Origin of the sequence: Haliscomenobacter sp. (assembly GCF_033763495.1) — a bacterium.
Classification (GTDB): Bacteria; Bacteroidota; Bacteroidia; order Chitinophagales; family Saprospiraceae; genus Haliscomenobacter.
The window spans coordinates 1-21,662 of record NZ_JANRKL010000173.1; the positions used below are offsets into that span (position 1 = coordinate 1).

Here is a 21,662-nt window from a genome sequence, read left to right on the forward strand (position 1 = left end):
GCGAAAATGGGCAATACCGGGCATTCCTTCGGACCCCACCTGCATTTTGAAATTCGGGAAACGGCTACCGATAAATCCATCAATCCACTGCTTTTTGGCTTGCAAGTGGTAGACAATACGCCGCCCAAAGTACACGAACTGAAAATTTACCAAATTGCGGAGAACAACCAATTGGCCGAAACCCGCCGGGTTCCGCTCCTGCTCCGCAGCAACCAACAATACGGTGTAACCGGAGATACCCTTAAAGTGAAAAGTAAACAAGTGGGGTTGGCCATCAAAGCCTACGACCATATGGATGGGGTGAACAACTGGAATGGCATTTATACCCTTGACCTGCTGGTTGACGACAAACCTGTTTATCATTTTGCGGTGGAAAAACTCGATTTTTCGGAAACCCGTTACATCAATGCCCACGTGGATTACGAAGAAAGGGTATCACGCAATTCGTATTTTCATCGTTGTTTTTTACTACCGGGCAATGGTTTGTCGATGTACAATCAGGTACTGGAAAATGGTAAAATCAACATCGCTGAGAAACAAACCCGCAAAGTGAACATCGTTGTTAAGGACGTAACGGGCAATACCACACGCACCCAATTTTGGGTCAAATTAGATACAGCGCTGGTGAAAACTGCCCCCCGTCAGTACAACTACCTTTTGCCGTACAATCAACCCAGCCTCATCCAAACCAGTGATGTGAAAATCCATTTTCCAGAAAAGATTTTCTACGAAGATTGTTACCTCCAATACAGTGTAGTGCCGGAAAGATCAGCCAACGTTTTTTCCAAAGTCCATATCCTCCACAACACCCGTACCCCCGTGCACAGTTTTTACAGCATCGCGCTCAAACCGATCAAGTTGCCTGATTCACTGCGGCACAAAGCCTTCGTTGCCTACTGCAACAGCAATGGCCGGGTAACCAATTATGGAGGAAAATGGCAAGCGGATGGAAGCCTTAAAGCGGATGTACGCACTCTTGGAGAGTTTTGTATCAAAATTGACACAGTTCCACCTACCATTACTGCTGAGCGATTTACACCAGTATTGTCCAAAGCGAGTGCTATCTCCTTTCGGATCAACGACAATTTTGGCCATGCGGGAAGCATGGCTGGCTTGACTTACCGCGCTGAAATTGACGGGCAATGGGTGTTGATGGATTATGATGAAAAATACAATCGCATCACCTATCGCTTTACACCGAGGGTAACTGCAGGTGCGCACGTTTTCCACCTGGAAGTATCAGATGGGATGGGGAATAAACGGGTTTGGGAGAAAAATTTTACTCGGTGATGGGTTGAACCCAAACTGGGCTTTTTTGTTCTGGTGCTTGTAGAGACAAACGGCCTTGCGTCTCTACATCAAACCATCAAAAAAGAGCGCATGTTAAAAGTTGGAGACCAAGCACCGGATTTCACCGCCGTGATTCAAACTGGCGAAACCGTTTCAATGAAGGATTACCGAGGGAAAAAATTGATCCTGTTCATTTACCCGGCATCCAATACCCCAAGTTGTACGGCTGAAAACTGTAGCCTACGCGATGCCTATGCTGAGTTGAAAGAAAAAGGCTATACCTTGCTGGGAGTTAGCCCGGATTCAACCAAAAAACAACTCAATTTCATCCAAAAATTCAATCTGCCTTTTCCCCTGATTGCTGATACTGACAATGAAGTAATTAAAGCTTTTGGTGCTTGGGGTGAAAAACAAATGTATGGTAAAACCTACGATGGCGTCTTGCGCAGTACGTTCATCATCGACGAAAAAGGAGCGATTGAACGGGTAATTGACAAAGTTGTCACTAAAAACCATGCCCAACAAATATTAGAAGCAGGGGAATAAATGTAATTTTGCCCGCATTCAACAATTCTCCTAGCCGCTTCCCTTCACGGGTTGGCTAAAACAAAACACATGAAGCCAACACTTCTGATACTAGCTGCGGGCATGGGCAGTCGATACGGTGGACTGAAACAAATCGATGGTGTAGGTCCTAACGATGAAATACTCCTGGAATATTCTATTTATGATGCTTTACAAGCCGGTTTCGGCAAGGTGGTATTTGTGATTCGCAAAGACATTGAGGCGGCATTTATGGAAAAAATTGGCAATAAAATTGCTGAAGTAGCCGAGATCGACTTTGTATACCAGGAATACGATACAGCCATCAAAGGAGTGGATGTTTTTCCAAATCGGGAAAAACCCTGGGGAACTGGCCACGCCATTTTGGTCGCTTACGAAACCATCAAAGAACCTTTCGCTGTAATCAACGCCGATGATTATTACGGGGTAGATGGCTTCCGTTCTATGGCGCAATTTTTAACCAGCGATTGTAAGCCAGAACATTTTTGTATGATTGGTTATGTGTTAGCCAATACCCTCTCCGAAAATGGCTTTGTATCCCGCGGAGTTTGTGAATTAGATGCTAGCTTCAAATTATTGAGCGTCACCGAGCGTACCAAGATCGGCCGGGAAGAAAATGGCCAGATCTGCTATGAAGAAGCCGGACAAAAAGTAGCCTTACCGGACGAAACCTACGTGTCCATGAATTTTTGGGGTTTCCATCCCAGCATATTTGAATCGTTGCGCAAGGATTTTGTGCAGTTTGTAAAAGACAATTGGGAAAACCCCAAGGCTGAATTTTACATTCCCACTGCGGTCAACAACATGATGAACCATCAAGGTTTAACTGTTAGTTTGTTGCCAAGCCAGGACCTTTGGTACGGCGTAACTTATCAGGAAGATCGAGGCACGGTATCCCGAGCCTTCCAGCAGTTTATTGCCGAAGGGCGTTATCCAGAAAAACTATGGGGAGAGGTCGAGGGAGGTTGAGTGCTTCGGCTTCGCTCAGCACCCGGTCACCGAGCGGAGTCGAGGTGCAGGGCGCTGAGCGAAGCCGAAGCACTCAACCTCCCTCAACTTCTTTCCACCTACCCAATCGATCGCAACATGCCACTCTCCACCATTTTTGACTACTTCGGTTTTCCGGAGGGCCTTCAACTCGAGCCACTCGGCAGCGGCAACATCAACGACACCTGGCTTGGCACTTCGGTGCAAGGTGAAAAATTGGTGTTGCAACGCATCAATACGGTCGTTTTTCCTTACCCGGATCGGATCATGCACAATTATCGGGTGGTTTTGGCGCATTTGCGCAGCAAAAACATCAATCTGGAGTTGCCCAGCCTGCTCCCTGGCATTGACGGGCAGGGGTATTTATTTGATGAAGAAGGCAACTGTTGGCGGGCGGTGGATTATTTGGCAGGGAGTATTGCAGTTGAACATGCCGAAAATCCCCAACAAGCCCAACAAGGCGCAGCGGCAGTGGGCACTTTTTTAAATGGCCTGGCTGACCTCGACCCCGAAATGGTACAAGACGCCTTGCCCGGTTTCCACGATAGTTTGAACCGTTTTCAACATTTCCAGAAAGCAGTGGAACAGGATGTAGCAGGGCGCCTGGCTGAAGTACGCAACGAGGTTGCCTTTGTGCAGAAAGAGTCACAGGTTTTTCAATACATCCACGACCTTGGTTTACCTCTTCGAGTAGTACACAATGACCCCAAAATTGCCAATGTGCTTTTTGATGCCCATAGTGGCGAGGCCATTGCGGTGATCGATTGGGATACCATCCAGGCGGGCAGCATTCTGTCGGATTTTGGAGATATGGTGCGCAGTATGACGCCTACTTTTTCGGAAGATGAGGCGGATGTGCAGAAAGTGGAGGTGGTCTTGCCTTTGTTTGAGGGCTTGGCAAGTGGTTTTGTACCCAAAATTCAAGCTGCCCTGAGCCCGGTTGAAAAGGACCATCTGTTACAAGGTGCTTTTTGGATCATCCTCGAACAAATGATGCGCTTCCTGGGCGATTACCTCAGCGGCGATGCGTACTACAAGGTGCGTTATGTTGAGCACAACCTGGTTCGGGCACGGAATCAGCAGGCTTTGTACCAATCTATTCAAAAGCGAGAGGAGGAGTTGCAGGCGATTTTGAAGCGGTATTGCTAAACCACGATTCGTAAAGAATAGCCACAAAGAAACAAAGGCACTAAGCTCCTTGAAGTCTTAGTGCCTTTGTCGCAGAATAACTTGACCTGACTTTACCTCAATAAGCCTTGGCAAACAATACCCGCCGCTGTGAAGGTTTGCCCGTCAGGACACATGCCCCATCTTCGGCTACGGCATCCAATGGAATACAACGGATGGTTGCTTTGGTCAATTCTTTGATTTTTTCTTCCGTTTCAGTTGTACCATCCCAGTGGGCCGAAATGAACCCAGGAATATCACGGTTGATGACCGCTTCAAATTCTGCAAAGGTGTCAACTCTGGTGATGAGTGTATCCCGCATGGCTTTGGCGCGATTGAACAAGTTGGCCTGAATTTCCACCAACAAATCTTCAATGTACTGCTCAATGCCTTCCAGGGGTTGCTGCATTTTTTCTTTGGTATCGCGGCGGGCTACTTCGATCAGACCATTGGCCAAATCGCGTTCGCCAATAGCCAAACGAACCGGAACGCCATGCAATTCATGCTCTGCAAACTTAAAGCCTGGGCGTGTTTTTAGATCAGTATCATATTTGACCCGAATACCTTTGGCTTTCAAACCAGCCATAACATTTTTAGCTACCTCATCGATGGCAGGCGTAGGTTTAGGAATCGGGATGATTACTACCTGGGTTGGCGCAAGCTTGGGTGGAACTACCAAACCATCGTCGTCAGAGTGCGTCATGATCAGGCCCCCCATCAGACGGGTAGATACGCCCCAGGAAGTAGCCCAAACAAACTCCTGTTGGTTATTTTCATTTGAAAATTTGACGTCAAAAGCCTTGGCAAAATTTTGGCCCAAAAAGTGGGAAGTACCTGCTTGCAGGGCCTTACCATCTTGCATCAAAGCCTCGATGCAGTAGGTCTCTTCTGCTCCGGCAAAACGTTCGTTGGCAGTTTTGATGCCCCGAATCACCGGCATGGCCATGTATTCCTCGGCAAAGGTGGCGTAGATGTCCAGAATGCGCAGGGTCTCTTCTTCGGCTTCCTGTTTGGTGGCATGTGCGGTATGCCCTTCTTGCCAAAGAAATTCAGTGGTACGCAAGAACAAACGAGTCCGCATTTCCCAACGCACCACGTTGGCCCATTGGTTGATCAGCAAGGGAAGGTCGCGATAAGAGTTGATCCAGGTGCGGTAGGTATCCCAAATAATCGTTTCAGAAGTAGGCCGTACAATCAGCTCTTCTTCCAGTTTGGCATCAGGGTCTACCACTACGCCACTCCCATCCGGTGCCATCATCAATCGGTGGTGAGTAACCACAGCACATTCTTTGGCAAAGCCATCCACGTGTTGGGCTTCTTTACTCAAAAAACTTTTGGGAATGAACAAGGGGAAATAAGCGTTGACGTGTCCGGTTTCTTTGAACATCTTGTCCAGTTGATCCCGAATGTTTTCCCAAATTGCAAAGCCATGTGGCTTGATGACCATACAGCCACGAACGGCTGAATTGTCGGCCAGATTGGCTCTTTTTACGATGTCAATGTACCAGTCGGAATAATTCTCAGCCCTGGAAGTAATCTCTTTTGCCATATTTTGCCAAAAATTTGTATCTTAACACTTGTTAAAGCGTCGAAAAATAAACTTTAACGCCGTGCAAGCTACACTTTATCATTATTTTAACAACAAGTGTGGCGCAAAAGTAATAATTTCGATGTTGTAAATAACGTGACTATGACATCAATAATTCCGCAAGCAAAACTTTTAAATATGAAATTGCTGATGAGACTTTCAATGTTGCTGTTACTCTTTGGGGTTAGCGCTACCGCTGCACTCGCTCAGTACGACGACGTGTACTACGACCCTGAACGAAACAACAACCGCACCTACACAGAACGTCGTCAGGTTCAACCCAAAACTACTCCCGCTCAAACCGAGGAGTATACTTACGATGAGAACTACGACGACGAGGAATACGATTATTACTACACGTCCCGTATCCGCCGTTTTCACCGGCCTTACGCTGGGTTCAATTATTTTGACCCCATCTACGTAGATGCCTATTATTACGATGCATTTGCACGTCCAGGTGTAACGGTTCTGATTTACGATGACCCATTCGGTTATTACAGTTTCAATCGTTTCAACCGATTCAACCGCTGGAACGGTTGGGCCTACGGTGGCTGGAATCGCTTCAACCGCTGGAACTCCTGGAATAACTGGAATGCTTACGATCCTTTCTGGGGTTGGAGCAACCCAGGTTTATCTTTCGGATTTGGCTGGAATAGTTTCAACCGCTGGAACAATTGGAATTCCTTTGGTTACGGTGGTCCTTACTGGGGTAATAGTTGGTTCAATACTCCTACCTGGGGCAACAACTACTATTACAACAACATCAACTATTACACCAACAACCAGAACAACGACAATAACCGCAACGTTTATTACGGCCCACGTACTGGTGGTGGCGGCGTTGGTACCCAACCTGGCCTCGACAATCCCAATGGTCGTGCACCTCGGTTTACCAATGGTCCCGACATCAAGTCGAATCCCGGAACGGTTCGCCCAGATTACAGCGGTGGCCGCAAACTGGATGAAGCGCCCAGCTACGATCGTGACCGTACAGTACCGGGCAATGGCAATCCAAGGGTGACAACGGATCCCAACCGCGAAGTTCTTGGTACACCGAATACGACGGATCGTTACCGCGATGCCCGGGAGAACCTCAACCGTCCGAGCAACGAAACCCGCCGCCCCGAAACTGCTGATCCATTCAGCGGTGGTCGTCGGATCGACAACAGCACGAATAACGGTGCCCGCACTTATACGGACGATCGTCAGAACTTGCGCCCCAACACTACGCAGGATCCGTACAACAGCCGGCCACGTTCATACGAGACTGCCCCACGTTCAACGGACAATAGTTCTTTGGATCGTTCGCGGACTTACACTCCAGATCGTTCTTATGAGCGTAGCCGTAGCACGGACACCTACAGTGCCCCTCGGAACAGTAGCCCTTCAAATAGTGGTAGTGGCTACTCAAGACCTAGCTATGACTCTGGTCGTTCCAGCGGATTCAACAATTCTGGCTCTAACGCTGCTCCACGTAGTTTTGATGGCGGTGGCAGTCGCCCAAGTGCTGGTGGTTCCAACCCAAGCCCAAGTAGCTCTGGTTCCTCTTCTTCGGGAGGTCGGAGTTCTTCTTCGGGAGGTCGCCAAAATTGATACAAACGTAAAGTAGTAACGAACCACTAGGAATTGGTTCAGGTACACCTTATCATATGGAGGTGGAGATCGGGTTCGCTGGTGTCCACCTTTTTTTATCCTCGTTTTTAAAAAAGAGATGTATGAAATGTAATTCGCAAACCCGCAAAATAGCGTCGAGTCTGATCTTTTCGCTAATGAGCATTGGGCTTTTTGCCCAAAATGTAGGCGATGCAGTCCGTTATTCCCAATTTGAAGCCGGAGGTACTGCACGCAACGTAGGGGTAGGCAACACAATGGGCTCCATCGGGGCAGATCTGTCGGCGCTGGTAAGCAACCCAGCCGGATTGGCTATGTTTCGGCGTTCAGAATACACTATAACCCCGGCTGTTTTGTCTACCAATACCAGTTCAAGGTTGTTGAGTGGCAAAGGTAATGCAGCCGTGTCCGATACACGTACAGCATTCAACCTGCATAATTTCGGAGTAGTTTTTGCTACACGCCCTATGTCTGCCAATTGGACCAACCTCAATTTTGGCATTGCAGTCAATCATCTGGCCAATTTCAATCGGGCTTTTACCTTTCAGGGACGTTCGCAGGGCTCTTTGTCCCAACGTTTTCAAGAACTGGCCAATGGTGGAGAAGGAGTAGATGGTTTTGAAACGGGATTGGCCAATGAGGTCAGTTCAATTTATGATTTTGATCCAGCTGATGGCATTTACGATGTGGATTACGACTTAAACCCCAAAGCAAATTTGAGTCGGGGCCAAACCATGTTTAGCCGGGGCTCTTTGTCGGAGGTCAGTTTTTCATTTGCTGGAAACTACAACGATAAATTTGCCTTTGGCATCTCATTAGGGGTTCCCATGGCCAATTACTCTGTGGAAAAAATTTACACGGAGCGGGATGATAGTACTGCGGCAGGTGGAGCTGTTCCCTATTTTAGCGACTTGAGATACCAGGAACAATTGACGACTTCCGGTACGGGTATCAATGGTAAAATTGGGATAATGATCAAACCCAACCAGGTTTTTCGCTTGTCGGCAGCCTTACATACGCCTACCATTTATGCCTTTAATGACGATTACACCTATAATCTGGAAAACAATTATTACGAAGACCGCCGTGAACAAGGGGCGTTCTTAGGTACAGAAGCTACTCGGGAAGGGACCTTTGAATACACGCAGTCCACGCCCTGGCGGATCATGTTGGGAGCAGGCCTGATTATTGGGAAAAGAGGATTTATCAGTACCGAAGTGGAACATGTTGATTATGCCCGCAATAAGTTTGGCTACGACGAGTATCCTGAAGCACAGGATGAAATCAACGACAAGATCAGTGACCAACTCCGTCCGGTAACCAATGTGCGCATTGGGGGAGAATTGGTTTTTGATGCTCTTCGTTTCAGGGCTGGTTATGGCATTTTGCCTTCCGTGTTCCAGAATGATGATACCCGGAGTACAGTAATCAGTGCTGGAATAGGTTATCGTAAAGATGAGTTTTTCCTGGATATGGCTTATCGGCATAGCACCATTACGGAGACTTATTATCCGTATATTACCACAAATGCGCCCTTGCAAGAAGTGGAGAATAAGTATACAATCGGTAATGTGGTGTTTACCTTGGGTGTGAAGTTTTAATTTTTTTGTTGAGAAGGTTGAGAAGTTGAGAAAGTTTAGGCTACCGCGAGCGACTTAGACGTGTCCTTGTCTAGTCGCTTGCGGTAGCCTAAACTTTCTCAATACCTCTCCCAATCCACCAACTCCAGCCCCTTTTTGGCAGCAGCCTTGCCCTTGCGTTCCTGGGTACAATAATTGGTATCCCTCAGAATTTCAAAAAGTTCCTTTTCTTGTCGCCACACTCCTGACCAGTATTCTCGTCCATTCAGGGTATAAATTTCGATGTCGGCTAACTGCAAACCTTGCTTATTCAATTCCGCATTTTTAGCTAAAAAGGCTTCTTGTGAAAGGGAGCGAAAAAAGGCGTGGCTATCGTATCCTGGGGTAAATACACCCGCCCAAAGGCGTTTTTGACCAGTCCAGTAGGTTTTAAAATCAATCAAGCGCAGGTTTTTGCGATTCAGGTCTTCGTATTTTTTTTGAAAAGCTTCGGCTTCCAGTTCGGTTACCAGGGTTGCTTTATTTTCGTTTTGGGTCACCACACCTGCCCATAAGCGTTGATTGTTGGAGATGTAGGTTTCGAGGTCAATCAGATGCCAACCTGTTTTGGCAAAAGTATTGACTTTTAGCTGAAAGCTGTCGAGATTTTGATGGGCAATGAATTGTGAGTTTGGGGCATGCTGCTGGAAAATGGCATCCCAACGGCGTACATTTTTTTTGTCGAGGTAAGCATCAGCATCTACCAGGTTGTAACCATATTTGCTGAGGTGTTTGACTTCGGCTTGAAACTGGCGGGAGCCATACCCTTTCCGCACCATTTGTTGTTTTTGGCCTTCTTGCCAAATGCCGAGGTAGCGATAATTCGACTTGTTTCTTGTATTGCAATTGCGTACGTATTCTTTTTCCTCCTCAGGCTCAATGCCCATTTCTTTGAGCACTTTCAGGGCAATGAGTTCGGGTTCGGCCCATTCGGAATTGCACATAACCCCTACTCCAATCTTTTTTTCCGGATACATGATAAAGATCGTCCGGGTTTTGTTTTGACTGCCAGCATGGCCTACCCTGAGGTCCTTACCTTCTCCACGTACATCAAAGCCATAAGCATAGTCCGCATCGGGTTGTTTGCTCCATAAGCGTTCATAACTTTCTTTTTTCAACAATTTGCGCTGCATCAAAGCCACAATGTAATTACCCAGATCACCAATGGTAGATTGGAACCCACCGCCCGACAATTTCCAGCTCACATCGTCATCTTTGCGGGTTTGAATATCACAATCACCATCCAGGTAATAACCGGAAACTTCGTTGGGGTTGTTGTTGAAGATGTAATCAGGCTCCAGGGTGGTCATTCCAAAGGGCTTGCGAATCAATTCGTTGACCAAGCCCAGGTACCCAAGGCCCAGGCTGTTGCGGCCAATTTGATCCAAAGTGGCACCGGCAAGGATAAACCCAAAAGTAGAGTATAAAAATTGTTCCCCAGGCTGAAAATCCAGTGGTGCTTCCCTGAAAATATCGACGGTTGCTTTGGCATTGAAAGTGTCACGAGAAGGATAACTCAATAGTCGCTTGCTCCAGCTTGGAAACAAACGGGTCATTTCGGTGTAATGCCCCAGGCCACTGCGGTTTTGTAATAAGTACTTGAGTTTGACCATGGGATAAGGGTACTCCGGCAAGTAGGTAGAGACTGAACTTTCCAGGTCTACCAATTTTTCTTCCTGGAGCTTAAATGCCAGTAAAGCCGTTAGAGACTTGGACATAGAGGCCCAGCGAAAAACAGATTCGCTTGTAACTGGCTTGAGGTTTTCCCAATCGGCGTAACCAAACCCTTTATTGTAAATGATTTTTTCGTCTTTTACCACTGTGACCGCCATACCGATGATCTCTTGTTCACTACGTTGTTGTTCAATGACTGTATCGAGGCGAAAGAATAAGGTGCTGTCTTTGCCAAATAGCCGTATCTGGGCATGGCTTTGGAAAGCGCTCAGCACAATCCAACAAAACAGGAAGGTGATTTTAGGGAAATAATGAAGATACTGCATTGTTCGTTTGGGTTTTTGAAGCAAAAGTACAAAAGACTTGAGAAGTAGATGGCTTGAGAAGTTGTGGCTTTTTAATTAGCTTTGGTATCTTGGAGCTTGTTTAAGAATTTGTATGCGGCAGCTCGATAAATTTCGGATTTATTACAATCATACCATACATCCCGAACTCATGCGCATGGAGCGCAAACGGGTTCGACTCTTGCGTTTGTTGATTTTTTCGGGCATCTTGCTGTTCGCAGTAGTGTTGTTTGAATTTTATGTCAACATTTTGCTATTTACCTTGGTATTGGCCATCCCCATTGTGTTTTACCTGATTTTTTTGAGCTATCGCATCCGCAAATTTTTGCAAACCTTCAAACCTCACGTGATGAAACTGGTGCTCAACTTTTTGCAGGAAGAGCCCAATATTGGCCAGTTGACCTACGAACCGGAGAAATCCTTGGACAAAGGCACTTTTTTTGCAAGTAAACTTTTTGCCTGTGCCCCAGTTGTTTTTGAAGGAGAGGATTTTATCGAAGGACGAGTGGGCGAAATGGATTTTGAAATGTGTGAATTGTTGGTGGAGGAAAATGCCACCATTGGCACTGGCTTACAAAACGTCTTTAAAGGTATTTTTTTACACGCCATTTTTCCGGAGGAGACTTATGGTCAGGTGGCTTGTTGGCCCAGGCATTTAAAGCATTACTTTTTGCGTTCAATTAAAGAATTCACCTGGTTGAACGCCCACAATATGGATGATGAAATCCTGTATGAACCCTTCCAGGAAATGTTTGTGACTTATGCCTCGCTCAACACCCATGTAGCAGGTATTCTTTCCGAACCCATGCAGGAAGCCATTGTGGCCTACTGTCAGGCTACAGGAAAAGAATTGTATTTTTCATTTTTGGGTAAACACATTTTTCTGGCGGTCACTGAACCACGCAACGTGATGGAGCCCTATATTTTTCGCTCTAATCTCAGTTTTGAGTTGATCCGCAGTTTTTTGGAGGATGTGTCGCTTCTATTGGCAATTGTTGAAGATTTTGATAAAACGCATTAAATGAAAAAAATATTCACCGCTGTTGTTTTGGTTTTGGGCTTGATCCAGTCAGGGTATGCCCAAAAAAATGCGGAACTGATTCCTCAGGAAAAATCCCTGATTTGGGAGATCAAAGGAAAAGGTTTGAATCAGGCTTCCTTTTTGTACGGCACCATTCACATGATTGGCAAAAAGGATTTTTTTCTAACGGAGGGAACCAAAAAGTCTTTTGACCGCTCCAAGCAGGTAGCGTTTGAAATCGACATGGAAGAAATGAGTGACATTATGTCGCTTTTACCTCTGCTGATGCAATCGTTTATGAAAAACGATACTACCCTGCAGGACTTGTTCAGCAAGGAGGAATACGATCTGGTTAAAGCCCATTTTGATAAAATCGGTTTGCCGATGATGCTTTTGAACCGCATCAAACCCATGTTCCTTTCAGCCCTGGACCCCCAAGCCATGATGGGTAATGGAGGTGAAAAAGAAGACATTGTGTCTTATGAAATGGAGTTTTTGGAGATGGCACAGGCCCAAAAAAAACCAGTAGAAGGCCTCGAAACAGCAGCATTTCAAATGAGTATGTTCGACAGTATCCCCTATCGGGCTCAAGCCCAAATGTTGCTGGAGAGCATTAAATCTGGTGCAGATGCCAGCGATACACAATTTGATCAATTGGTTGAATTGTACAAAAAACAGGACATCCAATCCATGCAAGACATGATGGGGGAAGATGATACCACTAACAACTACAACGACCTCCTGCTGGTCAATCGCAACCGCAAATGGATACCCGTTATGGAAAAAATGATGCAGGATAAAGCTACTTTTTTTGCGGTAGGTGCCGGGCATTTGGGCGGAGCTCAAGGGGTGATTGCACTACTGCGGGCTGCCGGATATACTGTGGAACCGGTCAAGTAGAGGTGCACGGCCGTTCACCTCTACCACGCCAGATTTTCTAGCTAAATCTTAAACTGATCAATCTTTCTCCTATTTTGGTGTGCAGACCTGAGAAAAATCAGGCTAAAGTTTGACATCACTCAATGCCCGATTTTTTTTCTGCGGGTAATTTGGAGCTTGAAACCAGTTCAGGTTCCTTAAAACAAGCAGCCATGTCTACTACCACCGCCGAAAAAAGTGTACAATCAGCAAGTAGCTCTTTTGAACTGAATTATTTGCTGGCCGCTTTGGAAATGGGCAAAGCGGATGAAAGTGTATTGCGTTATTTGCAATTCATGGCGAAAGTATTGCCTCTCAAAGCGCTCACTTTTGTGCATGTACTGCCCAAAGTAGATTTGTATGTTACCGATCTCAGTCAAAACATGAAAAAACTGTTTGACAATTTTCAGCACCAGGATGAGGCGCAAAAGAACATGCAACAAGAAGTATTTAAATACCTTGATGAAAACGAGGGCCCCAAAGTGCATTTTTCCACCCGACAAGGAAATCCTCTGGAAGAAGTATTGTTGGAAGCTCGGCTTTCCGGTGCTGATTTGCTGGTAGTAGGCCAACGCTCGGGAACCGGAAATCACGGCATTCTGGCACGGAATTTGGTCCGAAAATCCACCGGCAACTCCCTCATAGTGCCTGAACAAAGTAAGGCACAACTCAAAACCATTGTAGTCCCCGTCGATTTTTCCCCCCACTCTGTACGTGCCGTGGAAGCAGCTATTGCGATCAACAAACAACTCAGTCAAAAAGCTAAAATCATTTGTGTAAATGTATTTGAGTTGCCAGCGGTTTTCGCATACAAAGTGCGAAATTCTTACGAAGCCCTCAAAGTGGTGATGGAAGATGACCGCAGAGCTGCTTTTCAGGACTTTATCGACACCTGTGCCAAAAATGAGGCAATTGAAATTGACATGATCGAACAAGGTTATGGCAATGTTGGTGCTTATCTGCTCCAGTACTGCGAGGATAAACATGCGGATTTAATCGTGTTGGGAGCCAAAGGACACTCCAAAGTAGAGCTTTTGCTTTTGGGTAGCGTTACTGAAAAACTCCTGATGTTGAACCAAAACATTCCAACTCTGGTGGTTAAATAGCGTTTGGGGGTTTCCGTCTTAAGTTCTACATTTGTGTCAAAAATTGACGCTATGCGCCCTATATTTTTGTACACGCTTGGTTTGTTGATGCTGATTTTTTCAAGTGTAGCTTGTAAAAACGAAAAATCCAAAGCTGCAATTACCCAGGTTGACTTGGATGGAACGGACTGGGAATTTTACATGATCGAACAGTCTGGCAAAAAAGAAACCATTCCTCCCGGGTTAAAAATTAATCTTGCCTTTTTGGAGGGCAAGTTGACCGGGAATGCTACTTGTAATTCCTACTCGGCACCTTATACCTTCGACGATGGCAAGATTGCAGTTGGTGATGTGGTGGCTACCGAAAAATTCTGCGAGAATCAAAATTGGGATGCCCGCTTTATGAGCGCGATCAAACAGGCTAATGAGTGTGAGGTGGCAGGTGAACTGCTGATCATCAATTGCAAGAATGGCATCAAATTGCATTTCGAAAAGAAAACCATTGCCAGCATTGCAGAAATCCAAAACCAGGAAACGGCAGAAATGGGTGAATTGCTCAGTTTGTTTCCTAATCTGGGACCTAACCAGATGCACCTGTTCAGCATTTTGAAGGGAACCAATATTGATGCATATCCATTTATAGGCGAAACGGTTGAGTTCAATATGTACAACCTGTTTGACCCAACCAGCGCCTCAGCATTTCAACAAGCCTATCGGCTAGGGGCTTATGCTATAGGCAAATTGGGCGATTTATACATCCTACGGGTACCGGGTTATGTAGGCTCCAATTCCATTTCCTTATATCGGTTAAAAGGGGGAAAATTGATGCTGGAAATGCCACTTGCGCTAGCTAGTAATGACCCTTCCATCAACATCCAGCAAGATGCCTGGCTTAAAGACCTGAACAACGACGGAAAAATTGAGGTGATTGTACGCCAAATCAGTGCGCCACAAGGCGGGATAGCCCAAGATGTACTGCGGGTGTTTGTACAGGCAGCGGATGGCTCCTTTCAACCTTCTTTGGGGACGAAGTTGAAGCCTGAGGATTATCCGATGGCGAATTTGAACTAATGGAAATGCAAGTGTCAGCCATCCCAAATTAAAATGGCACAAAGGGAAAAAGAGAGGACACAAAGTAAAGGGTTAATCAGCGCAAATGCTTCGCAATTTTTGCCGCCAGTTTAGCATTGTTCAGTACCAGTTCAATATTTGCATCGAGGCTTTTGCCTCCGGTAATTTCTTCGATGCTTGCCAACAAAAAGGGAGTAATTTCTTTGCCTTTGATGTTTTTTTTCTGCGCCAGGTTTAACGCCTGTTGAATGGCCTGCTCCATCGGGGCGTATTCCAGCTGAAACTTTTCAGGGATGGGATTGGCAATAACTGCTCCCCCTTTCATGCCCAACTGCCATTTGATGGTCAGGATATTGGCCAGCTCTTTGGCTGTTTCCAGGGATTGGTCTACCTTAAAGCCACTGTTGCGGGTATAAAAAGCTGGGAATTCCTGGGTGCGGTAGCCGAGCACAGGCACCCCCTGGGTTTCTAGGTATTCGAGGGTGAGGCCCAGGTCGAGAATGGATTTAGCGCCTGCACACACCACTGCAACATTGGTTCGGGCCAGTTCTTGTAAGTCGGCAGATACATCCATACTTTCGGATGCGCCCCGGTGCACCCCACCGATACCTCCGGTGGCAAAGATCGTAATGCCTGCTAAATCAGCAATAATCATGGTTGCGGCTACGGTAGTGGCGCCGTTGTAACCCTGGGCAATGACCACAGGTAAATCCCGGCGGCTGACTTTCAGGACATCAGTACCCATTTTACCCAGGTTGTTGATTTCTTGTTTGTTCAGGCCAGCTTTCATCCTGCCATTGATCACGGCAATGGTAGCAGGAATAGCCCCGTGTTTGCGTACTACTTCCTCCACTTTTAATGCCGTTTCTACATTGCGCGGGTAAGGCATTCCGTGCGAGATAATGGTGCTCTCCAGGGCAACCACGGGCTGTTTGGAGCGGATAGCAGAAGAGACTTCAGGCGACAGATCGAGGTACGGAATCATAATCAGTGCACTAGTTTGGCAACAAAAGTAACAATATTCCAAACTAAGTCTAAACATGCTTTAAGGGGCGATAAAAACAAGAGTCATCCCGAATTATCTGATGACTCCTGTTAGTCCCACTACTAATGTGCAAATGGAGCAACATTAATAATATTCACTTATGTGCACATCAGCAAATTGACTTCCTTAGCCGATCAAATGATCATCCCGGCAGCTACCGTTTCGTTTGTCCCTTCATCCACCAAAATGATGCTACCTGTATTCCGGTTGCGGCGGTATGGGTCGAAAAACAATGGTTTAGTAGTGCGCAAAACGATGCGGGCTATGTCGTTCATACGAATGTTCTTGTCCTCCACATCACGGTGCAGGCTATTGACATCCAGTCGGTAACGAATATCTTTGACCACGCAGCGCGCCTGTTGGGTAGTATGTAAAATGGCGTATTTGCCATTGAGCTGGAGTGGGCGTTCGTTGAACCAACAAACCATCACTTCCAAATCCTGGCCAACCGTGGGTTGGTTGTGTGTGCGCACAATCATATCGCCCCGACTCAGGTCGTAATCATCTTCCAAAAGTACCGTCACCGACATGGGGGGGAAAGCTTCGGCAACTTCGCCCGCATGGGAGTCGATTTTGGCAATTTTGGTGGTAAATCCCGAAGGCAACAAAGTCACTTCATCACCTTTTTTCAAAATGCCAGCAGCCACCCGCCCGGCGTAACCACGGTAATCGTGGAATTCGTCATTGTTGGGGCGAATCACAAACTGCACCGGGAATCGGGCATCAATAAAGTTGTGATCGCTACCTATGTGTACATTTTCCAGATAATACAGCAGCGTAGAGCCACCATACCAGGGCATATTTTGAGAACGCTCAACGATGTTGTCGCCCTTCAATGCCGAAATTGGAATGAAGTGTACATCCTTCACGTCTAATTTGTACGAAAACTTTTCAAATTCTTCCTTGATCTTGTTGTACACCTCTTCGCTGTAATCCACGAGGTCCATCTTGTTGATGCACACCACCAGGTGAGGAATCTGCAGCAACGAAGCGATGAAGGAGTGGCGACGGGTTTGTTCCACTACGCCCGTCCGTGCATCCACCAGGATCAGGGCCACATTGGCGGTAGAAGCCCCAGTGACCATGTTGCGGGTATACTGCGTATGCCCGGGAGTATCGGCAATGATGAACTTGCGCTTGGGAGTAGAAAAATACCGGTAAGCCACATCAATGGTAATGCCTTGCTCGCGTTCAGCTTTTAACCCGTCGGTCAGCAGGGCAAGGTTTACCTCACCTTCTCCCCGGCGTTCGCTGGCTTTTTGGACTGCTTCTAGCTGATCCTCAAAAATTGACTTCGAGTCGTATAACAAACGCCCGATGAGCGTACTTTTTCCATCATCTACATTGCCAGCTGTGGTGAAGCGCAGCAATTCGGAGTGTTTGAAATCCATATATATAGAGTTGAGGAGTTTAGAAGTTGAGGAGTTTAGAAGTTGAGGTTGCCGCATTTGACTTGACTATGTCCGGTTCGCTCGCGGTAGCCTCAACTTTTCAACTTCTCAACTTTTCAACTTTTACTTAAAAGTAGCCTTGTTTTTTGCGGTCTTCCATGGCGGTTTCCGAACGTTTGTCATCGGCACGGGTGCCTCGTTCGGTGACGCGGGAAGCGGCAATTTCGTCAATTACTTCGTCAAGATTGCTGGCATGGGAACGCACGGCCCCGGTACAAGTGATGTCGCCAATGGTACGGAAACGCACCGTGGTTGTAAAAGGAATCTCCGTTGGGCGGCGTTGAATGAATTCAGAAGCCGCCAATAGTGAACCATCGCGCTCAAATACCTCGCGCTCATGGGCGAAATAGATACTTGGCAGCTCTACCCCCTCCATCGAAAGGTATTGCCATACATCCAATTCGGTCCAGTTGGAGATGGGGAAAACCCGAAAATGCTCGCCAATCTGTTTTTTCCCGTTGAACAAATTCCACAACTCCGGACGCTGGTTTTTGGGATCCCATTGTCCAAATTCGTCGCGGTGGGAGAAAAAACGCTCTTTGGCTCGTGCTTTTTCTTCATCCCGACGGGCGCCACCGATGGCTGCATCGTACTTGCCATTTTCCAGTGATTCCAGCAAAACGGCAGTTTGCAAAAAGTTGCGGCTGGCGTTATAGCCTTTTTCCTCGACCACCTTACCTTGGTCAATGGCATCTTGTACCGAGCCAACAATGAGGCGCGCGCCAATTCTTTCAACCAGTTGATCCCGGTAATCGATGGTTTCCTGGAAGTTGTGTCCAGTGTCGATGTGCAACAAAGGAAAAGGGATTCGCGCCGGGTAAAAGGCCTTCATCGCCAGATAAGTCACCAGGATAGAATCTTTTCCTCCCGAAAACAACAACACTGGATTTTCAAACTGAGCTGCCACCTCGCGACGAACAAAAATCGACTCTGCTTCCAGTTCTTTGAGGTGATTCAGGTTGTAGTTAAAGTCCATATTTTATTTGAGTTGAGGAGTTGTGCTTCGGCTACGCTCAGCAACCGATCACTGAGCTGGCCACTGAGCGTAGCCGAAGCACAACTAATAAGTCACTAATGGTCGCAAATACTCAACAATTCGCCGCACTGATTCTTCAATGCTCATCTGATCGGTGCGAATTTCGAGTTCAGGGTTTTCGGGGGCTTCGTAAGGATCATCAATACCTGTAAATCCTTTGATGAGGCCCGCGCGGGCCTTTTGGTATAAACCTTTTACATCGCGGGCTTCACAAACCTCAATGGGAGCATTGATGTATATTTCAATGAAATCTTCCGAACCAACAATACTGCGGGCCAGGTCGCGCATTTCCCGGGTAGGGCTAATAAATGAATTGATACAAATGATGCCGCTGTGGAGGTAGAGTTTGGAAATTTCGGCGATACGCCGAATATTTTCCAGGCGGTCTTCAGGGCTAAAACTCAGATTGCTGTTGATGCCAAAACGGATATTGTCACCGTCCAGTACTTGAGGGAGATATCCTTCCGCAAAAAGGGCCCTTTCTAGGTACTTAGCCACCGTACTTTTACCAGAACCCGACAATCCAGTAAGCCAAAGTACTTTGCTACGTTGTTGCAGGTGTTCTTCCCGCTCCGAGCGCTGGAGCAGTTGATCAAAAATTGGATGAATATGCTCTGCCAAGGACTATTATTTTCTATTCGTTTGGGTAAATAACGGCGCGAAGATAATATACTCTGTGCAAAATTTTTACATTTTTTTGCGATAACATATTGACATTCATTCATTTATTCTTGCAAAGTAGACTGTTAAGTTGTGGATTTTGTGGTAGTTATACACAATGGCTGTGCTGTGGGATTGTAAAAAAGGCTGGAAAATTTTCGTTAAAGTAGATTGGAGATGTAGAGAATTAGATAAAAAGCGAGAAATAAGTGAGCCGGGGAATAGCCCCGGCGTACTTTCAACCGCTTGAAATTAGAAACACACCAAAATATTATAAATCAAAATCTCATCAAATTGGCCTGCTCAAAAACTCTTTTTGTGAAAGACCGGTTGTGTTTGGTCACAAAGACCCCCTTTGGACAATCAAATGACTGTCGTGTCAACGGTAATCACCCTTACGAGGAACCGTTGATGGCTTCGATTAGTAGACTGTGTTTGCATAGTGCGGGCTTCACAAGAATTTTTAATGCTGTTTTCCTCTTGATACAAAGGTGCAACACATGATGATTTTTCCGCTTAAAAAAAAAGCTTCATTTGTAACTTTAAAAAATATGAAAAAAAATGCAATTAAACTCATATTTAATTGATTATCAGTAGTTGTTTTTTTTAAATAAAGCAGAAAACGTTACGAAAAGCACTAGCGAACAAACTGATAAAATACTACGGATTGGCCTCCTGAACGCACAACTATCAGGTAACGGCCAGCATTTAGTTGATTCAAATTGAGTTTTTTGGTGTTTTTTCCTGTGGGCAGGTTGGTAAAAACTTGTTTGGTTACTTCTTTTTTGAGGGTGTTGTACACACAGATTTGTGCTTCTCCAGCTTTGGGCAAGGTAAAAGGAATAACAACTTCATTGCTAAATGGGTCAACACTGCAGGTAGCTAGTTTTGCCCACTCTTTGTCATTGGTTGCCGACTCAGCGGCTTCAGTCGGGCTAAGGGTTGGCAAAACAGGACGATTACCCGTGGTGTTTTGCAATACAGTAGCCTTTTTGTTCAAAATGGTCAAAACATTTCCATTGCTGGGCTCCCAAAGTTTGATACCTACGGGCAACACAAAAGGGCTTTTACTTTCTTGCACGCTCTGAAACTGATCGGTAATTACCGTCCTTACTTCTACTTTTTCCTGATCTACATAAATCAGGTTGAAATGATTGAAACTTCCACTATTGCGGGTCCATTTTTTATTGTCGTCGCTGGAGCGCAAGGGGGCTCCCCAGCAACCCTCCCCGATATAAACGGTACCTCGTTCATCGTCCCGAATGAAATTTTCAGCACTGCCAGGTTCCCGTGATACCCGAATGGGGTAAGTCCATTTGGCAACGTGCGAGTCAGATTCCATGGCCAACTGAACCTGATGATACAAAAACAGAGGGGCCCAGTTTTGTACCAAATCATCTCTTTCAGGTTTCCCGGTGGTATGGGGGCGCATCGCATGATGGTACTGGGCAAAACGCCAAATGAAGCCCTTGGCACCCGTTAACTCTCGCTCCAACCAGTTTTTTTGATCTCCCCCACTGGCAGCCATGGAATTGAGGGTCAGCAGGCGCAGGAGATTTCCTCCAAAGCCCAGGGCGTAATAAGCTTCGGGATATGGGATGTCAAAAACCTCCTGAAGGCTACGATTGTCCAATTCATGATTGCCCCTAGCCACCACAACAGGAAAAATTCGCCCATCACTACCAATGGTATATTGCCAATCGTCGAGCCAGAGTGCCCATTCAGGGCCAGTATCGGTAGCAGTCATGTCGCCATTAAACAGGACAAAAGTGGGGCGAATTTTGGCCACCATCGTATTGGCATTGATGCGTGCCTCACGATTGTTGCGTGAATCACCACCCGAGATGATGGCCAGGCGCTCGTTTGGTACATTCGGAGCAGTGCGGAAGGAGTATCGCCGACTTAATCCTTCACTATCTTTTATCAGAAAATAATAAAGGGTATTGGGCTTAAGGCCAGTGAGTCGGGCAAAATGGTTGTTGAGGCCGCGCGCCACTTTGACCTGATCTGCTTTACGCTTGATTCGATAAGCATCAGCTTTTAGGCCATTGTCCACTTCGTCATAATAAATCATTGGGGAACTACCACTTACCTGATCCCAGCCAATGACCATTGAAGTAGCGGGATCGTCGCGCCACATGGCACGAAAACGCAGGGCTTTAGCCTTCAGGGAAATAGCACTTACCAGGATACAAATACAAACTACCAATCGGGTCATAAACAATAATTTAAATCTGCACTACATTTCATCGCAATCAAAAGCGAAGATATTGTACTTTTGCCGCTGAATATTCAAAGCGACAATTTCTTGCATTCAATTTATATGGAATTTGATTTTTGGATGCGTTTTGGGGAAAATCCGACCAGCTCTGATTCCAGTGCGTTTTCCAACAATCACAACCGCCAATAACCATGAAGGATACGGTAATTTTTGATCTGATTCATGATGAGTTGGATCGCCAGCGGAAAGGCATTGAGCTAATTGCCTCCGAAAACTTCACCAGCCAGGCTGTGCTGGATGCAATGGGCAC

General features: G+C 46.3%; 18 protein-coding genes. 11 read left to right on the forward strand and 7 right to left on the reverse strand.

What is annotated here, in order from left to right:
* From SFV55_RS18520 to SFV55_RS18535, 4 genes are all read left to right on the forward strand, one after another.
* Positions 1–1,290, forward strand: a 1,290-nt coding sequence (locus tag SFV55_RS18520) for a M23 family metallopeptidase (RefSeq protein ID WP_320031025.1), incomplete at its 5' end; no start/stop codon positions are given.
* A 90-nt stretch (positions 1,291–1,380) separates the two neighbouring features.
* On the forward strand, positions 1,381–1,836 hold the full coding sequence (bcp, locus tag SFV55_RS18525) for a thioredoxin-dependent thiol peroxidase (protein ID WP_320031026.1): 456 nt from the start codon (positions 1,381–1,383) through the stop codon (positions 1,834–1,836).
* A 69-nt stretch (positions 1,837–1,905) separates the two neighbouring features.
* Positions 1,906–2,823, forward strand: coding sequence for a nucleotidyltransferase (locus SFV55_RS18530; RefSeq protein WP_320031027.1), 918 nt, complete (start codon positions 1,906–1,908; stop codon positions 2,821–2,823).
* 117 nt (positions 2,824–2,940) lie between these two features.
* Entirely contained in the window at positions 2,941–3,990 is a 1,050-nt protein-coding gene (locus tag SFV55_RS18535) for an aminoglycoside phosphotransferase family protein (protein WP_320031028.1), read from the forward strand.
* Positions 3,991–4,087: 97 nt separating this feature from the next.
* Here the strand turns inward: SFV55_RS18535 and proS are convergent, their stop codons facing one another.
* A complete protein-coding gene (gene proS, locus SFV55_RS18540; RefSeq protein WP_320031029.1) occupies positions 4,088–5,557 on the reverse strand; it encodes a proline--tRNA ligase in 1,470 nt (489 codons plus the stop codon).
* A gap of 177 nt (positions 5,558–5,734) precedes the next feature.
* On the opposite strand from proS, the gene SFV55_RS18545 reads away from it, so the two are divergent.
* Both SFV55_RS18545 and SFV55_RS18550 read left to right on the forward strand, forming a co-directional pair.
* Entirely contained in the window at positions 5,735–7,189 is a 1,455-nt protein-coding gene (locus SFV55_RS18545; RefSeq protein ID WP_320031030.1) for a hypothetical protein, read from the forward strand.
* 122 nt (positions 7,190–7,311) lie between these two features.
* Positions 7,312–8,808, forward strand: coding sequence for a hypothetical protein (locus tag SFV55_RS18550; RefSeq protein ID WP_320031031.1), 1,497 nt, complete (start codon positions 7,312–7,314; stop codon positions 8,806–8,808).
* Positions 8,809–8,906: 98 nt separating this feature from the next.
* On the opposite strand, the gene SFV55_RS18555 is transcribed toward SFV55_RS18550, so the two are convergent.
* The gene (locus SFV55_RS18555; RefSeq protein WP_320031032.1) at positions 8,907–10,826 is read right to left on the reverse strand and encodes a serine hydrolase domain-containing protein; all 1,920 of its coding nucleotides are present in this window, start codon (positions 10,824–10,826) and stop codon (positions 8,907–8,909) included.
* A gap of 112 nt (positions 10,827–10,938) precedes the next feature.
* Here SFV55_RS18555 and SFV55_RS18560 point away from each other — a divergent pair, with 112 nt between their 5' ends.
* From SFV55_RS18560 to SFV55_RS18575, 4 genes are all read left to right on the forward strand, one after another.
* A complete protein-coding gene (locus SFV55_RS18560) occupies positions 10,939–11,865 on the forward strand; it encodes a DUF3137 domain-containing protein (protein WP_320031033.1) in 927 nt (308 codons plus the stop codon).
* Positions 11,866–12,765, forward strand: a complete 900-nt coding sequence (locus SFV55_RS18565; RefSeq protein ID WP_320031034.1) for a TraB/GumN family protein — start codon at positions 11,866–11,868, stop codon at positions 12,763–12,765. It begins immediately after the preceding gene.
* A 191-nt stretch (positions 12,766–12,956) separates the two neighbouring features.
* Positions 12,957–13,889, forward strand: a complete 933-nt coding sequence (locus SFV55_RS18570; RefSeq protein ID WP_320031035.1) for a universal stress protein — start codon at positions 12,957–12,959, stop codon at positions 13,887–13,889.
* A 51-nt stretch (positions 13,890–13,940) separates the two neighbouring features.
* Complete coding sequence (locus tag SFV55_RS18575) at positions 13,941–14,939, forward strand: META domain-containing protein (protein WP_320031036.1); 999 nt, start codon at positions 13,941–13,943, stop codon at positions 14,937–14,939.
* Between the two features lie 76 nt (positions 14,940–15,015).
* Here the strand turns inward: SFV55_RS18575 and SFV55_RS18580 are convergent, their stop codons facing one another.
* The 5 genes from SFV55_RS18580 to SFV55_RS18600 all read right to left on the reverse strand — a co-directional run bounded on the left by SFV55_RS18580 (position 15,016) and on the right by SFV55_RS18600 (position 21,349).
* Positions 15,016–15,927 (reverse strand): pseudouridine-5'-phosphate glycosidase, encoded by a 912-nt coding sequence (locus SFV55_RS18580; RefSeq protein ID WP_413776722.1) that lies wholly within the window; start codon positions 15,925–15,927, stop codon positions 15,016–15,018.
* A gap of 191 nt (positions 15,928–16,118) precedes the next feature.
* On the reverse strand, positions 16,119–17,375 hold the full coding sequence (gene cysN / locus SFV55_RS18585) for a sulfate adenylyltransferase subunit CysN (protein WP_320031038.1): 1,257 nt from the start codon (positions 17,373–17,375) through the stop codon (positions 16,119–16,121).
* A 127-nt stretch (positions 17,376–17,502) separates the two neighbouring features.
* Positions 17,503–18,411 carry a sulfate adenylyltransferase subunit CysD gene (gene cysD / locus SFV55_RS18590; RefSeq protein WP_320031039.1) on the reverse strand — a complete coding sequence of 303 codons (909 nt, stop codon included), beginning with the start codon at positions 18,409–18,411 and terminating at the stop codon, positions 17,503–17,505.
* A gap of 84 nt (positions 18,412–18,495) precedes the next feature.
* Positions 18,496–19,092 carry an adenylyl-sulfate kinase gene (gene cysC / locus SFV55_RS18595; protein ID WP_320031040.1) on the reverse strand — a complete coding sequence of 199 codons (597 nt, stop codon included), beginning with the start codon at positions 19,090–19,092 and terminating at the stop codon, positions 18,496–18,498.
* 676 nt (positions 19,093–19,768) lie between these two features.
* Positions 19,769–21,349 (reverse strand): fibronectin type III domain-containing protein, encoded by a 1,581-nt coding sequence (locus tag SFV55_RS18600; protein ID WP_320031041.1) that lies wholly within the window; start codon positions 21,347–21,349, stop codon positions 19,769–19,771.
* A 194-nt stretch (positions 21,350–21,543) separates the two neighbouring features.
* Here SFV55_RS18600 and SFV55_RS18605 point away from each other — a divergent pair.
* A partial coding sequence (locus tag SFV55_RS18605; protein WP_320031042.1) for a hypothetical protein occupies positions 21,544–21,662 on the forward strand: 119 nt, incomplete at its 3' end.

Excerpts from the sequence above, each read along its gene's own strand:
- bcp (WP_320031026.1), top strand. The coding sequence starts at position 1,381 with ATGTTAAAAGTTGGAGACCAAGCACCGGATTTCACCGCCGTGATTCAA.
- SFV55_RS18530 (WP_320031027.1), top strand. The coding sequence starts at position 1,906 with ATGAAGCCAACACTTCTGATACTAGCTGCGGGCATGGGCAGTCGATAC.
- SFV55_RS18535 (WP_320031028.1), top strand. The coding sequence starts at position 2,941 with ATGCCACTCTCCACCATTTTTGACTACTTCGGTTTTCCGGAGGGCCTT.
- proS (WP_320031029.1), bottom strand. The coding sequence starts at position 5,557 with ATGGCAAAAGAGATTACTTCCAGGGCTGAGAATTATTCCGACTGGTAC.
- SFV55_RS18545 (WP_320031030.1), top strand. The coding sequence starts at position 5,735 with ATGAAATTGCTGATGAGACTTTCAATGTTGCTGTTACTCTTTGGGGTT.
- SFV55_RS18550 (WP_320031031.1), top strand. The coding sequence starts at position 7,312 with ATGAAATGTAATTCGCAAACCCGCAAAATAGCGTCGAGTCTGATCTTT.
- SFV55_RS18555 (WP_320031032.1), bottom strand. The coding sequence starts at position 10,826 with ATGCAGTATCTTCATTATTTCCCTAAAATCACCTTCCTGTTTTGTTGG.
- SFV55_RS18560 (WP_320031033.1), top strand. The coding sequence starts at position 10,939 with ATGCGGCAGCTCGATAAATTTCGGATTTATTACAATCATACCATACAT.
- SFV55_RS18565 (WP_320031034.1), top strand. The coding sequence starts at position 11,866 with ATGAAAAAAATATTCACCGCTGTTGTTTTGGTTTTGGGCTTGATCCAG.
- SFV55_RS18570 (WP_320031035.1), top strand. The coding sequence starts at position 12,957 with ATGTCTACTACCACCGCCGAAAAAAGTGTACAATCAGCAAGTAGCTCT.
- SFV55_RS18575 (WP_320031036.1), top strand. The coding sequence starts at position 13,941 with ATGCGCCCTATATTTTTGTACACGCTTGGTTTGTTGATGCTGATTTTT.
- cysN (WP_320031038.1), bottom strand. The coding sequence starts at position 17,375 with ATGGATTTCAAACACTCCGAATTGCTGCGCTTCACCACAGCTGGCAAT.
- cysD (WP_320031039.1), bottom strand. The coding sequence starts at position 18,411 with ATGGACTTTAACTACAACCTGAATCACCTCAAAGAACTGGAAGCAGAG.
- SFV55_RS18600 (WP_320031041.1), bottom strand. The coding sequence starts at position 21,349 with ATGACCCGATTGGTAGTTTGTATTTGTATCCTGGTAAGTGCTATTTCC.